Source organism: Neobacillus niacini, assembly GCF_046591715.1.
Lineage (GTDB): Bacteria > Bacillota > Bacilli > Bacillales > Cytobacillaceae > Neobacillus > Neobacillus niacini_L.
Window position 1 is genome coordinate 43368 of sequence record NZ_JAWVNQ010000016.1, and the last position, 14779, is coordinate 58146.

At 38.6% G+C, this 14779-nt stretch carries 10 protein-coding genes; 9 read left to right on the top strand and 1 reads right to left on the bottom strand.

Going from position 1 to position 14779, the window contains the following annotated elements:
* The first annotated feature begins 183 nt into the window (after positions 1 to 183).
* From SFC47_RS22885 to SFC47_RS22910, 6 genes are all read left to right on the top strand, one after another.
* Positions 184 to 1656 carry an ATP-binding protein gene (locus SFC47_RS22885; protein WP_411256879.1) on the top strand — a complete coding sequence of 491 codons (1473 nt, stop codon included), beginning with the start codon at positions 184 to 186 and terminating at the stop codon, positions 1654 to 1656.
* Between the two features lie 795 nt (positions 1657 to 2451).
* A complete protein-coding gene (locus SFC47_RS22890; RefSeq protein WP_411256880.1) occupies positions 2452 to 3888 on the top strand; it encodes a GntP family permease in 1437 nt (478 codons plus the stop codon).
* A gap of 52 nt (positions 3889 to 3940) precedes the next feature.
* Positions 3941 to 4717 (top strand): 3-hydroxybutyrate dehydrogenase, encoded by a 777-nt coding sequence (locus tag SFC47_RS22895; RefSeq protein WP_411256881.1) that lies wholly within the window; start codon positions 3941 to 3943, stop codon positions 4715 to 4717.
* A gap of 109 nt (positions 4718 to 4826) precedes the next feature.
* On the top strand, positions 4827 to 6239 hold the full coding sequence (locus tag SFC47_RS22900; protein ID WP_411256882.1) for a sigma-54 interaction domain-containing protein: 1413 nt from the start codon (positions 4827 to 4829) through the stop codon (positions 6237 to 6239).
* A gap of 158 nt (positions 6240 to 6397) precedes the next feature.
* A complete protein-coding gene (locus tag SFC47_RS22905; protein ID WP_411256905.1) occupies positions 6398 to 8167 on the top strand; it encodes an ABC transporter ATP-binding protein in 1770 nt (589 codons plus the stop codon).
* Positions 8154 to 9935 carry an ABC transporter ATP-binding protein gene (locus SFC47_RS22910; protein WP_411256883.1) on the top strand — a complete coding sequence of 594 codons (1782 nt, stop codon included), beginning with the start codon at positions 8154 to 8156 and terminating at the stop codon, positions 9933 to 9935. The genes SFC47_RS22905 and SFC47_RS22910 overlap by 14 nt, the downstream gene beginning before the upstream one ends.
* A gap of 78 nt (positions 9936 to 10013) precedes the next feature.
* On the opposite strand, the gene SFC47_RS22915 is transcribed toward SFC47_RS22910, so the two are convergent.
* Entirely contained in the window at positions 10014 to 11234 is a 1221-nt protein-coding gene (locus SFC47_RS22915; protein WP_411256884.1) for an ROK family transcriptional regulator, read from the bottom strand.
* Between the two features lie 235 nt (positions 11235 to 11469).
* Here SFC47_RS22915 and SFC47_RS22920 point away from each other — a divergent pair, with 235 nt between their 5' ends.
* The 3 genes from SFC47_RS22920 (at position 11470) to SFC47_RS22930 (ending at position 14773) form a co-directional block, all read left to right on the top strand.
* On the top strand, positions 11470 to 12543 hold the full coding sequence (locus tag SFC47_RS22920; protein WP_411256885.1) for a glycoside hydrolase family 43 protein: 1074 nt from the start codon (positions 11470 to 11472) through the stop codon (positions 12541 to 12543).
* A gap of 1 nt (position 12544) precedes the next feature.
* Entirely contained in the window at positions 12545 to 13798 is a 1254-nt protein-coding gene (locus SFC47_RS22925) for an ABC transporter substrate-binding protein (protein WP_411256886.1), read from the top strand.
* A gap of 63 nt (positions 13799 to 13861) precedes the next feature.
* Positions 13862 to 14773: a carbohydrate ABC transporter permease gene (locus tag SFC47_RS22930; protein WP_411256906.1), complete on the top strand. Its 912-nt coding sequence runs from the start codon at positions 13862 to 13864 to the stop codon at positions 14771 to 14773.
* The last annotated feature ends 6 nt before the right edge of the window (positions 14774 to 14779 follow it).

Here is a 14779-nt window from a genome sequence, read left to right on the forward strand (position 1 = left end):
AAAACTATGATTTTTTTAGGTGGGAGTTCATTGTTTTTATTAGATTATATTATAAATCTTTCAATTTTCTCGCTTTTGGTTAGTACTCCTCTAGTTATCCGCTCGTTTTTTAATCATAAACCCATCAAACATGCTCGTATTTGGATAGGTGTTTATGGAGGAATAGTTTCAGTCATCCTTATCATGCTATCAATACATGAGCAGGGTTATACCTATGATATACGATATGCACCAGTTATACTGATTTTTTCCTATATAGGTCCGCTAGCTGGGATTATAACCGGGGCCTTTGGCCTGATTGCAAGATTGTTCTCCGGCGGTCATTGGGACACGGCTATTAGCGGCTGGACTGCCATGATGATTGGGTTTACCATCATCTATTATTTGGTTAAAAAATATTCACCATTATTGAAATCTATTATTTTATCATGTTCGTATATCCTCATTTATATTATTACTGTACCAATATTCTTTAATGTGTTTAGAGATCAGCCATTTTTTCATATCCAATATATTCTGTTTGTGATATTAGGCGTTATTTTAGGGTTCTTATTAATCGAGTCATATGTTAAACTGCATAGACTTAACAATACATTGTCCGATATGTATAGAATGGTTGAAGAGAGTGAATCCAAATACAGGCTTATCGCCGAAAATACTTCTGACCTTATTATGGTGATGGACAAAGAACATTCCCTCACTTATTTTTCTCCTTCGCATGAAGTGGTTTTAGGATATAAATGCTGTGAATTGGAGGATGTAAAGTTATGCAGGTTTATTCATCCTGATGATGTTAAATTATTTCAAAGTACGATAGACAGGATGTTTGAAACTAAAGAATCGAAATTAATAGAATTTCGTCTTCACCACAATAGTGGTCATTGGATTGAATTTGAGTCTCGGTGTGTGCCAGTAAAGGGCGACTATGAAGATATTGAGCATATAGTTATCATCAGCCGAGATATATCTGAGCGTAAACAAGCAGAAGAAATTCTTTTGCAATCAGAGAAACTATCGATTGTTGGTGAGTTAGCTGCAGGAGTTGCTCATGAAATTCGCAATCCCCTTACAACTATCAAGGGATTTGTACAACTTTATAAATGGGAAAATGGAGCAGATGAAATAAATGACTTGCTCCTAAGCGAACTAGCACGTATTGAAACGATAACCAGTGAAATGCTTACGCTTGGGAAACCACAGGCTGTTCAGCTTCATCGGACGAATTTAAGAGAACTGGTAGAGAATACTCTTGAACTGCTTTCCCCGCAGGCACATTTGGAAAATATTCAATTCAATCTAAGTGTGGAGGAATCACCATTTTTTATTACGGGAGAGAAAAACCAGTTAAAACAGGTATTCCTGAATGTGCTGAAGAATGCAATAGAGTCAATGCCTGAAGGAGGAAACATTCATATTAATCTTCAAAAAGGGGAAGAACGTGAATGTGTACTTACGGTTGTGGATGAAGGCTGTGGAATACCAGAAGAGCTTCTGCCGCGTTTAGGTGAACCTTTTTATAGTTTAAAAGAAAAAGGAACCGGACTTGGACTAATGATTTGTAATAAGATTATTAAACAACACCATGGAAGTATTACCTATCAAAGTATAGCGCAGCAAGGGACTACGGTTGAAATTATATTACCATTGGTTAGTTAAGATAACAGAGGAGCAGCTTCCTGAATGGGAAGGTGCTCTTTTTTTTATGATTGATGAGAGCCCGTAAGCTGATAAAAAGGACGGAAGTGGTCACTCATGAGCGTGATGAGAGCCCGTAAGCTGATAAAAAGGTCAGAAGCGGTCACTCATGAGACCGATGAGAGCCCGTAAACTTAAATAAAGGGAGAATGCGGTCACTCATGAGCGTGATGAGAGCCCGGAAACTTAAATAAAGAGAGGATGCGGTCACTCATGAGCGTGATGAGAGCCCGGAAGCTTATAAAAAGGGAGAATGAGGTCACTCATGAGCGTGATGAGAGCCCGTAAGCTGATAAAAAGGTCAGAAGCGGTCACTCATAAGCCCGATGAGAGCCCGTAAGCTTAAATAAAGAGAGGATGCGGTCACTCATAAGCCCGATGAGAGCCCATAAGCTTAAATAAAGAGAGGAAGTGGTCACTCATAAGCCCAATGAGAGCCCATATAATTAATTGGACCAGGCGCTACATTAGAAGTGCCCTCCTAAAGAGGCATTCAATTCCGCAAACGCGGAAAAATTCCGGAATAGCGGAATCAATAATCACTAGTATTCCGTATTTACGGAAAAACCACGAAAGATTGAAAACAAATTATTTAATAGTAAACTAGTATAATAGTAAAGAATATTACTATTATTTTGAATTTAAATACTATTGGCATAGAACTTGCATTAAATAAGGCGTAGGTACTAAATGCAAGCGCTTACCAAAGGGGTATTTTGTTTGAAGCTTGCAAAATAATGAATTAGGGGGATTTAAATGGATTTGATTGTTATTCTTCTGGCGTTAGGACTGCTTATGTTCGCCGCCTATCGTGGTTTTTCAGTTATTTTATTCGCTCCATTATGTGCCATTTTAGCTGTTTTATTTATTGATCCGAGTCAAGTTTTGCCGTTTTTCTCTGGTGTGTTTATGGAAAAAATGGTTGGATTCATTAAGTCCTACTTTCCAGTTTTCTTACTAGGAGCAATCTTCGGTAAGGTCGTTGAAATGTCTGGGATTGCAGAATCCATCGCGAAGACTATCGTTCGTATTTTAGGTGCTAAACGTGCCATGTTAACCATTGTATTGTTAGGAGCAATCTTAACTTATAGTGGAGTCAGCTTATTCGTAGCAGTATTCGCAATCTATCCGTTTGCCGCTCAAATGTTTAGAGAAGCGAATATTCCTAAAAGACTTATTCCTGGTACCATTGCACTTGGTGCATTTACGTTCACCATGGATGCACTACCAGGAACGCCGCAGATTCAAAACGTTATTCCAATTGCTTTCTTTAAGACGGACATTTATGCAGCACCAATTCTAGGAATCATCGGGGCCATTTTTGTTTTAAGCCTTGGATTATGGTACCTGGAAATGAGAAGGAAAAAGGCAGAAAAAGCCGGAGAAGGATATTATGGCTTCGGGGCTGAGAATGCAGCGGCTTTAGAAAAGGAAATGTTAGTTGAAAAGGATGAAGTGGTGCCTGACTTAACATCCAATCAATCTGTTTTAAGACAAATCCTTGCATTTGTCCCGCTAATTCTAGTAGGTGTTACCAATAAACTTTTTATTACGTTTATCCCGAAATGGTATCCAAATGGTTTTGATTTTGAAGCAATCGGTTTGCCATACACAATCGACGTTTCAGCAAGTGCTGCCATCTGGGCGATTGAAATGGCATTAGTCGTCGGTATCCTTTCTTCTCTTTTATATGATTGGAAACGAGTATCAAATAAATTCAAAGAAGGGATTAACCAAAGTATTGGCGGTTCCTTATTAGCTACCATGAATACCGGTGCTGAGTATGGATTTGGCGGAGTTATTGCAGCACTTCCTGGTTTTGCAAAAATCAGCGATGGAATTTCTACTACATTCACAAATCCGCTTGTAAATGGAGCTGTTACAACAAGTACTCTTGCAGGAGTGACAGGTTCGGCATCAGGCGGTATGGGAATTGCGTTAGGTGCGATGGCAGATCAATACAATAAGGCTATTGCAGCAGCGAATATTCCGCCAGAAGTTATGCACCGTGTTGTGGCCATGGCATCAGGCGGTATGGATACACTTCCGCACAATGGTGCGGTTATTACCCTTTTAGCGGTAACAGGCTTGACGCATAAACAATCTTACCGTGATATTTTTGCGATTACGATTATTAAAACAGTCGCTGTATTCTTCATTATTGCTGTCTATACTTTCTTAGGACTTGTCTAAAAGAGAGTACTAGAGCATAGAGTATTAAATCAATATTCTTAGGAGGATGAACATGTTAGCAGGAAAAACAGCGTTTATAACTGGCTCTGCAAGTGGAATAGGTTTAGAAATCGCTAAGACCTTTGCACAAGAGGGAGCAAAGGTAGTTATCTCTGATTTAAATAAAGAAAAAAGTGACATGGTTGCAGAAGAACTGCAGCTAGAAGGGTATGAAGCTTTTTCGGCTCCTTGTGATGTAACGGATGAGGAAGCATTCAAGAATGCTTTAGAAGCAGCACATAGCAGATTTGGCAGCATTGATATTTTAGTAAATAATGCGGGACTTCAATATGTATCTCCTATCGAGGAATTCCCTACTGAAAAATTTGAGTTCCTAATAAAAGTAATGCTCACTGCTCCGTTTATCGGGATTAAACATGTATTCCCGATCATGAAGCAGCAGGGCTTTGGAAGAGTCATTAATATGGCTTCGATTAACGGTGTGATTGGATTTGCAGGCAAAGCAGCCTATAATAGTGCGAAGCACGGAGTCATTGGTTTAACAAAGGTTGCTGCATTAGAGGGAGCACAGCATGGAATTACTGTAAATGCCCTATGTCCAGGCTATGTGGATACACCGCTTGTAAGAAACCAGCTTAAAGACTTGGCTGTCACTCGGAATGTCAGTCTAGACCGTGTAATCGATGACGTACTCCTCACGCTTGTACCGCAAAAAAGGCTGTTGGCTGTTTCTGAAATTGCCGATTATGCTGCTTTCTTGGCCAGTGAAAAGGCTAGAGGAATCACAGGGCAAGCCGTTATTCTTGATGGCGGTTATACTGTCCAATAAGAAAGAAATCCTGCCCGGCTCTACCGGACAGGATTCTTTTATTATAGATGATTAACCAAGCCTCTTTGATATAATGAACATAAACAAAAACTTATCAGGGTGAAAAGATATGAAACTAGGAACGGGGAAAATCCCGCATCATTGGATTGAAGAAATTATTAATCTTGCAGGAGAACGTATTGTCGTTGTCGACCGAGATGGCATTATTCTTTATATCAATTCTGCTTATTGTGAGTTTCTTGGCACATCGGTAGAAGAATCTATCGGAAAGCCTGTTCAAGATGTAATTGAGAACTCTAGGATGCATATCGTTGCGAAAACCGGACAAAAAGAGCTTGCCGCCCTTCAGCCCATCAACGGCAGTGATATGATTGCAAATCGCTATCCTCTTATGATTGACGGTGAATTAGTAGGGGCAGTGGGAACCGTTATGTTTCGTAATCCCGAGGATTGGCTGTTATACAAAAATAAAATCCAGCATCTCGTTGAAGAAGTAAACTATTATAAAACTAAAGCTGAGAAAAACGTTAAAAGCAAATATTACTTTAAGCATCTAGTGGGTGAAAGTCCTTCATTTACGGGTGTCAAAAGGTTAGCAGAAAGGGTTTCGGCCAGTCAATCTGCAGTTCTTTTATTAGGAGAGTCAGGGACGGGTAAGGAATTGTTCGCTTCTGCTATTCACAACAACAGTACACGCTCAACATTTCCATTTGTTCCAATAAACTGCGCATCGATTCCGGAGCATTTACTTGAATCTGAATTATTTGGATACGATGAGGGTGCCTTTACAGGTGCTAAAAAGGGAGGAAAGAAAGGACAATTTCAGATTGCTGATCATGGAACTATTTTTCTTGATGAAATCGGTGACATGCCGCTCGTCATGCAGGGCAAGCTTTTAAGAGTCTTACAGGAGAGGGAGATACTGCCTGTCGGCGGTCAAAAATCTATTCCTGTAGATGTGCGGATTATTGCTGCTACACATCGGAATTTAGAGAAAATGGTGGAAGAAGGGACCTTCCGTCAAGATTTATATTACCGGTTAAATGTAATTAAAATTGAAATTCCGCCGCTAAGAAAGCGGATAGGCGATATCGAGTTAATATCCAATAATCTATTAAAAAAGCTGGAAAGAGAATTTTATCGGAAAGGAATCAAGCTTTCAAGTGAAGTGGTAGAGAGATTCAATCAACATAAGTGGCAAGGGAATATTCGTGAACTCGAAAATGTTCTAGAAAGGTCTATCAATGTCTTAGACGGGGATACAATAGAAATTTCGCACCTTCCATTGTATCTGCGAGATGATGAGACCATAAGTATTCCTGGCAAGTCAAACGTGAACGGATTGGTAAGTGACCAAGACATGCCTGTTCAGCCCCTAAAAGAAACACTGGCACAGGTGGAAAAACAAGCAATGTTACAGGCTCTATCCATTACGAATGGTAATAAACTCGAAGCAGCGAGATTGCTCGAAATTGGGAAATCTAAATTCTATGAGAAATGTAAAATTTATTCAATACATTAAAAAGAAGGGGGTCTTCCTATTAGGAGGATGCCCTTCTTTTTATGAATGTTTTATTTTTTTACTAGGGTAAGAGACCTAAAGTTAAAAATAAATACATATAGCAGGAGTTCCGATAATAGTATGTATTTATGTTTTAAGCATCGGGGAGGGATGAAGTGATGCAAAGCATGCGCTGGGTTTGGGGGTATATTAGGAACTTTCGGATAAGGTTATTTAGCGGCCTTTTTCTTGCATTAATGGTTTCTGTTTTAAATATGCTTAACCCCTATTTTGCTGGGAGAATCGTTGATAAGGTTATTTATGGTCAAGAGCATGAACGATTATGGATTTTCTTAGGTTCGATGATTGGTATAACCGTGTTTAAAACGATTATCCGCTATAATTATCAGATTATGTTCGAACGAGTTTCCCAAAGTGTCATTTTCACCATTAGGGAAAAATTATACGACCGGCTTAACCAGTTAGATTTTAGGTTTTTCGATCAGACAAAAACAGGAGACATTATGGCGCGAATGACGGGGGATTTGGAAGCGGTCAGGCATTTTACCGCGTGGACCATTTATATGATATTTGAGAATATGACAATCCTGATCTTTGCTATTGGATTTATGTTCTATATCCATCCGCCGTTAGCACTAGCAATGCTTGCGGTTACTCCGATTATTGGCTTTTTTGCTGTGCGTTTATCCTTTACAGTTAAACCAACTTTTTCAGCCATTAGGGGACAATTTGCAAGATTAAATTCAGTTGTACAGGAAAATATTAGCGGCAATCGTGTTGTAAAGGCCTTTGCGAAGGAAGGGTACGAAATTGAAAAGTTTTCAAAAGAAAATGAAGCCTTTAAGGAGAAGAATCTTGCGTCTTCAAGAGTCTGGGAAAAGTATTTACCAATTCTCGATTCACTTGCAGGAGTATTAACAGTAGTCATGATTGTCGTTGGTGGATACATGGTCATTAATCAGTCTCTGACAATGGGTGAGCTGGTCATGTTCAATTCATTAATTTGGGCTTTAAATAATCCAATGCGAATGGCTGGATGGTTGATTAATGATGTTCAAAGATTTGTAGCCTCAGCAGAAAAAGTAGAGGAATTACTGAATACAAATCCAGAAATTAAGAATGAAACCAAAAGGTACAATATTAAAAATTTCAAAGGTGTTGTGGAATTTGAACAAGTATCGTTTAGCTATGGTGACGAACAGGTATTGAATGATATAAGCTTCAAGATTAGGCAGGGGCAAACAGTGGGCATTATTGGGCCTACTGGTGCTGGTAAATCGACACTTGTAAATCTTCTGAGCAGGTTTTATGACGTTTCCAAAGGAGAAGTAAGATTAGATGGACTTAATGTGAAAGATTGGGATATTCATAAATTGAGAAATAGTATGGCAGCCGTAATGCAGGATATATTTCTATTCTCAGATACGATTGAAGGAAACATCGCGTATGGAAACCCAAATGCCTCCTTTCAGGACGTTCAAACTGCTGCCAAAATGGCAGAAGCAGATGACTTTATTGCCAAGCTGCCAGAAGGATACGATACGATTATTGGAGAACGGGGAGTAGGTCTTTCCGGAGGACAGCGGCAGCGGATTGCTTTAGCGCGTGCAATATTAAAAAATCCATCGATCTTAATTTTGGACGATACAACATCAGCGTTGGATATGGAAACAGAGATGCGCATCCAAAAGACCTTAAAATCATTTCTTAAGGATAAGACCTGTTTTATAATTGCGCATCGTATTTCTTCCGTAAAAGATGCTGATTTAATACTTGTCATGGAAAATGGCAGAATCATTGAAAGAGGAAATCATAAAGAACTGCTTGCCAAAAAAGGAAGTTACTTTAAAGTGTTTAGAAATCAAGTTGGAAACTTTGATGGAGTGCATGACCAAAAGGAGGTGAATTATCTCAATGGCGCGCAATAAATTTGATGTGGATGAAGAGCTGGAATCACCATTTAGTTTTATTCAGCTTAAGAGGCTGATGGTTTATTTAAAGCCTTACAAGAAAAAGATCTTCTCCACTGTATTGATCATGTTAATTGCAAGCGGGGCAAGTTTAATCGGACCGTATCTAATTAGTAAGGCCATTGATGATAAAATCCCAGACAAGGATGCAGCAGGCTTGATGGTTCTTGCAGGTATTTATTTATTTGCCATTATCATCACTGGGATCTGTATGAGATATAAAATCAGAATGATGTCCCAAATAGGGCAAAGTGTTATTCTCCAGATTCGGGAAGACTTGTTTACTCATTTACAAAAGTTATCCTTCACCTTCTATGACAGCAGACCTCATGGGAAGATTTTGGTTAGGGTGGTAAACTACGTAAACTCCCTGAGTGATTTACTATCGAATGGATTAATCAATCTGATTACTGACCTTTTCAGTCTGCTCGTGATTCTAGGGTTTATGTTAGCGATTGACGTAAAATTAACGCTTATGGCAATGATTGGGTTTCCAATCCTTGCAGGTGTGATTCTGCTTATTAAAAATGCCCAGCGGAAGGCGTGGCAGATTTTAAGTAACAAGCAGTCGAACATGAATGCATATATACATGAAAGTATTAATGGCATTAAAGTGACACAGTCTTTTACAAGAGAAGAAGAAAATAAACGGATATTTAGTGAAGTATCTGATAGTTATAGAACATCATGGATGAGGGCAGTGAGGATTCAGTTCCTGCTATGGCCTTCAATTGAAAATATCTCAATCCTTACCACCTCACTCATTTATGTTGTCGGAATCTCTCTCCTTGGTGATGGAGTAACTGTTGGTGCTTTGGTTGCCTTTGTTGGGTATATTGGAATGTTCTGGGCGCCAATAGCGAATATAGGGAATTTTTATAATGCAATCATTAATGCCACGGCCTATTTAGAGAGAATATTTGAAATGATTGATGAAAAACCGACCGTCAAAGATCTCCCGATTGCGTCAGAGCTGCCTTTAATAAAGGGGAAAGTAGAGTTTAAAGATGTCACGTTTGGATATGAAGATGGGGAGAAAATCCTTAAAAACATAAATCTAAATGTAAATCCCGGTGAAACTATTGCCCTAGTTGGAGCTACGGGATCAGGAAAGACCACAATCGTCAGTCTTCTTAGCCGTTTTTATGATGTTACTAGCGGCAAAATTGAAATAGATGGAGTGGATATTCAATCTGTAACCATAGCCTCTCTTAGAAAGCAGATGGGTGTTATGCTTCAGGACCCATTTATTTTCTCAGGTACGATTATGGATAATATCCGTTATGGCCGGCTTGATGCGACAGATGAAGAAGTCATTGAAGCAGCCAAAGCTGTGCAGGCTCATCCATTTATTTCGAGCTTGGCTGAGGGGTATAAGACAGAGGTGAATGAAAGAGGCACAAGACTTTCTACTGGGCAGAGACAGCTGATTTCTTTTGCAAGAGCGCTTTTAGCAGATCCCAAGATCTTAATTCTTGATGAGGCCACATCATCCATCGATACAGAAACGGAGATTGCTTTGCAAAAAGGGCTGGAAACGTTGTTAGCAGGAAGAACATCTTTTATTATTGCACATCGTCTTTCCACCATCCAAAATGCAAACCGGATCCTTGTGATCGATAAAGGCAGAATTATCGAGGAAGGTTCTCATAACGAATTGATCAATCAAAAAGGTTTCTATTGGAAACTGCATCAATCACAGTATCAATCATTAGAAGTGAGTTAATTAAAAGATAAAAAAAGAGGCTGTCTAAAAAGGTCCGATAAACAGACTTTTTAGGAGCCTCTTTTTATATATATACTCCTAGCCTTCTGTGCTAAACAATTTCCTTAGTACTAAAGTAACAGCTCCTAAAACCATGCCTGTTTTCCCTAATTGTGAACAAACAATCTGTATTTCCTCATTCGAATTATTAAAATTATATTTCTCTATCATTTTTATGAGCGGTGTTAAAACAAAATCGCCTTCTTCGAAAATGCTTCCTTCTAATATGATTTTTGATGGCTTAAGAATGTTTACCATATTGGCTGTAGCTAATCCAAGCGATTCGCCGCTCGTTTCCAAGATTGATACAACTAAAGGCTCTCCTTCGCTGGCCGCTCTAAATAACTCCTTGATATTAAGATCATTTTTGCTATCCTTCAACCATTGGAGATTAAATGTGTTGGGTTGGTTTTTAAGTTCCTTTTTGACTTTATCGATAATAGCCGATTCAGAAGAGTAGGCTTCTAAACAACCATGATTTCCACACTGACATTTAGGCCCATTCACATCTACAATCGTGTGTCCGATTTCACCTGCTGAATGAAAGGAGCTTTTGTAGATTTCATTTTTGATAAAGATACCGGAACCAATTCCCCGTCCAACACTAATACAAATAAAATCGGATACATTTTGTCCTTGCCCAAACCAGCTTTCTGCTAAAGCCAAGGCACGAACATCATTTTCTACAATAACGGGAATATCGAATTCTTTTTCTAAACATTCTTTGATTGGTATATTATCAAGTTGTAAGTGAGGAGAAAAAATAGCCAAACCTTGTTCTGAATCAACCAATCCGTGCATAGCAAAGCCGATTCCAAGAATTAAGTCTTTTTGGACATCCGTTTTCTTTAATATCCAATCGATACTCTCAATAAGCAGATGCATAAATTCAGTTTTAGTAGGGAGGTCTTGGATATCCTTTACATAATTCTCAATAATCTTTCCGTCCATAGTAGTTAATACGACACGAACAACCTCTGATGCAGCATATACGCCGATAATATAATGAGCAGAATAATTTATTCGGAGCATGATAGGCTTTCTGCCGCCTGATTTTGAGATAGTGGATTGTTCTTCTTTGAGTAAGTTTTTATCTATCAATTCACTGACTAAGGAACCTACTGTCGGCGGGGTTAAGTTAGTTTGTTTTGCTATTTCGGCTCTTGATATAGGTTCTTTAAGACGTATCATATTTAAAACCGTTGACTGATTTAGTGACTTCATTCTTTCAAAACTGCCAGTCTTGGTAACGTTCATCATCCACACACTCCGTTACTTTTTCAAATTTATAGATTAGTTACAATCATAATATCATTAAAATGCCCACAAGAGTAAAGACACAAAACATTAATTAATTAAATTAATTAATAATCGTTGACAGTAAAAATTTTTGGATATATATTCATATTGTGTTAAAAAATTTCAGTGAAAGCGCGAACAAGTGAGTTGAAGGGTTGGAAACTGCCAAAATTAGGAGGAGATACCAAATAACAAAATGGCATTAGGGGATGAGGTCTTGTTAGAAAAGGGCACGAAAAAAACAAAAATCCTTATAGCATTTGTTTTTACTATACTTTTGGCAGGGATTGGGGTGCTATTCATTTCAATGAAGGAAGAAAAATCAATCACTTATACAAACCCTATCGGTGGAATGACGAATATAGGAGACCCATTCGTGTTAAAGGATGGCGATCAATACTTTATGTATGCTACTTCCGCTGCAACAATAGGATTTAGAGCCTGGCAGTCGGATAACATGGTGGACTGGGAAGAAAAAGGACTGGTTTACGATATTGAACAGCAGACAGATCAGTGGGCAACAGGTGATTTCTGGGCTCCTGAAGTAGTTAAGCACAACGGCCAGTATTATATGACTTACAGTGCGCGTAACAAGGAAGGTCATTTACAAATTTCAGTAGCTGTTAGTCAAGAACCTTTGGGACCTTTTAAGGATGTCAGCACTGAAATCATCAAACAATCTGGATCTTACATTGACGGACACATATTCTTTGAAGACGATGGAACCTCTTATTTCTATTATGTTAAGGACTGCTCCGAAAATATTATTGACGGGTATCATGTGAGTCAGATATTCGTTCAAAAAATGAATAATGAACTAACGTCTTTGATTGGCCAACCACAGCTGCTGCTTGAGCCCGATCAGGAATGGGAAGGTTTGAATGGAGACTATCAATGGAATGAAGGCCCTTTCGTATTGAAACATGAGAGTAAATACTACCTTATGTATTCTTCCAACTTCTACGCCAGCTCAGATTATGGGGTAGGATATGCTATAGCTGACAATCCTATGGGTCCTTTTAAAAAAGCGAATGAAAATCCCATTTTATCAAAGGATTTATCGAATGGTATTTCAGGACCAGGGCACAATAGTGTAACAACTGGTCTTGATGGAAAAACATTATATACCGTCTACCATACACACACCTATCCCGATGATCCAAGCGGGGACAGGCTAATGAATATGGATCGGTTATACTTCGAAAATGGCAAGTTGAAAATTGATGGTCCAACATACACAGAACAAAAAATTATGTTAGGGGGAAAATAAATTGAAAAAGTATAATTTACTAATCGTTCTATCAATCATTGCAGCCTTGTTATTAAGTGCATGCGGCGGGAAAGACGAGGGCAATGAAAACGCTTCTGGTGATAAGGGTAATAAAGAAATCTTATTGTGGAGCAGTACAACCGGTCCTGATGCTGACCTTATTCAAAAAAATATTGACCAGTACAATGCAACTAATCCAGATTATAAGGTGAAAATTGTAGCTATGAAGGGTGACGTACTTGGTAATAAACTAGCCACTGTTACTCGTTCTGGTAAAGGTGTTCCTGATATTGCACTTATAGCTTCTGAAGCTGTATCAACTTACCATTCACAAGGTATGTTGGAGCCTTGGGATAAATACATTGAGGGTACAGAAGTTAAGGGCGAGAATTATATTGAAGAAGCTTGGAAAGTTGGAACCGTTGAAGGCAGTCAATATGGTTTACCTGCTACAATGGGCAGCTGGGTAATGTATTACAATAAAGATTTAGTTGACAAATACGTACCAGGTGCAGCTGATGATAACATTATCACGTACGAAGAAATTGAAAAAGCAGGGGCTGCTGCAAAACCAGACGGTGTTTACGCTTACGGTTTCACATGGCCAATGCAGAACTTTAATAATCTATATTTACAAATGGGCGGCAAATTCTCTGAGGATGGGAAACCGACCATTGATAACGAAACGGCTGTAAAAACATTTGAACAATTCAAGAAGCTGCATGATGCTGGTTATATGAACAAAAAAGGCGAAGATATGAATAAGTTGTTCAATAACGGTAAGGTAATCTTCTTACCTGAAGGCACTTGGATGCTATCACAAATGAGCAAAATTACTGACTTCGAATGGGCAGAGACATTTACTCCACAATGGGATGCTGCAAATGTAATCCAAGGAAGCGGTGCTGACCAATTTGCAATGTTTAAGAGCAAAGAGCGTTCGGAGGATAAAATCAAGGGTATTGTAGCTTTCGTTGAATGGCTTCAAGGCAATACTTTAGAATGGGTTAAATCAGGTTCAAACCCAACTTCATTAGGAATGCTTGAAAATGAAGAATATACAAAAATGCCGCAATCATTCCTATTGAAAACTCCTGAGGCACGTCAAGCTGTTACGATTATCACGGATCCAGGAAGTTCTTACATCTTCGGTGAAGTGGACACAGCTGCATGGGATATCATCCAAGGTAAGGTTGATACAAAAGAGCAGCTGAAGAAGATTCAGCAAACAGTAAATGACAAAATGAATCAATAAGATGGGGGAGGAATTTATTCCTCCTTTTCTTCTTTAAAAATGAGGTGAAAGCAAATGGCAACCATGGTTGAAAAACCGCTTAGTGAAAATCATACAGGGAAAAAACGGAGCTTCCTAAATCTATGGCCCCTATTATTCGTAGGACCACATCTACTTTTATTTATTCTGTTTTTCCTCATTCCATCTGTTTTTGGTATTTACATATCCTTTACAAAATGGGACTTGTTTTCTTCCCCTGAATTTGTTGGTTTGGAAAATTACCAAACCATGCTTTTTAATCAAGATTCCAGTTTTTATACTCAGTTTTATAATGGATTAGGCAATACGTTTATTTTTGTGCTAATATCCGTTCCCTTTTGTATTATTGTCCCATTATTAATTTCAACAGCGTTAGCCGCAAAGCCAAGAATGAATCGAATTTTTCAATCGCTATTTTATTTACCATCTTTATTTGCGATTTCAGCGGTCATGATCATTTGGCAATTCCTTTTGAGTGTATCCTATGGACCGCTTGAAAATTATTTGGGAATCTCTACGAATATGCTGGATAATCAGCCGCATGCATGGATTTCCCTTGTCATTGTTACAGTATGGTGGACAATAGGGGGAAATATGGTTATTTATTTAGCAGCATTAAATGGAGTGCCGAAGGATTTAATAGAGGCAGCAGAGTTAGATGGAGCTGGGGTATTTAGTAAATTTTTTAGAATCACGCTTCCAAGTATTAAATATCAAATCCTATTCACAACCGTAATGACGACGATCGCACAGTTCAACGTATATGGACAGCCTTTAATGTTAACTGGCGGGGGTCCAAGTGATTCTACAAAAGTGCTTCTTATGTATATTCAGCAGAACGCATTTAGTTCAGGAATTTCAATTGCAGGTATGTCATCTGCCATGGCTGTCATGCTTGGGGTTTGCATCATGATAGTCTCTGCCATTCAATTTTACCTATTAAGGGATAAGGATTAGAGGTGA

Coding starts and splice junctions, on each gene's coding strand:
- SFC47_RS22885 (WP_411256879.1), top strand. CDS start 184: ATGCTATCAATACATGAGCAGGGTTATACCTATGATATACGATATGCA.
- SFC47_RS22890 (WP_411256880.1), top strand. CDS start 2,452: ATGGATTTGATTGTTATTCTTCTGGCGTTAGGACTGCTTATGTTCGCC.
- SFC47_RS22895 (WP_411256881.1), top strand. CDS start 3,941: ATGTTAGCAGGAAAAACAGCGTTTATAACTGGCTCTGCAAGTGGAATA.
- SFC47_RS22900 (WP_411256882.1), top strand. CDS start 4,827: ATGAAACTAGGAACGGGGAAAATCCCGCATCATTGGATTGAAGAAATT.
- SFC47_RS22905 (WP_411256905.1), top strand. CDS start 6,398: ATGCAAAGCATGCGCTGGGTTTGGGGGTATATTAGGAACTTTCGGATA.
- SFC47_RS22910 (WP_411256883.1), top strand. CDS start 8,154: ATGGCGCGCAATAAATTTGATGTGGATGAAGAGCTGGAATCACCATTT.
- SFC47_RS22915 (WP_411256884.1), bottom strand. CDS start 11,234: ATGATGAACGTTACCAAGACTGGCAGTTTTGAAAGAATGAAGTCACTA.
- SFC47_RS22920 (WP_411256885.1), top strand. CDS start 11,470: ATGGCATTAGGGGATGAGGTCTTGTTAGAAAAGGGCACGAAAAAAACA.
- SFC47_RS22930 (WP_411256906.1), top strand. CDS start 13,862: ATGGTTGAAAAACCGCTTAGTGAAAATCATACAGGGAAAAAACGGAGC.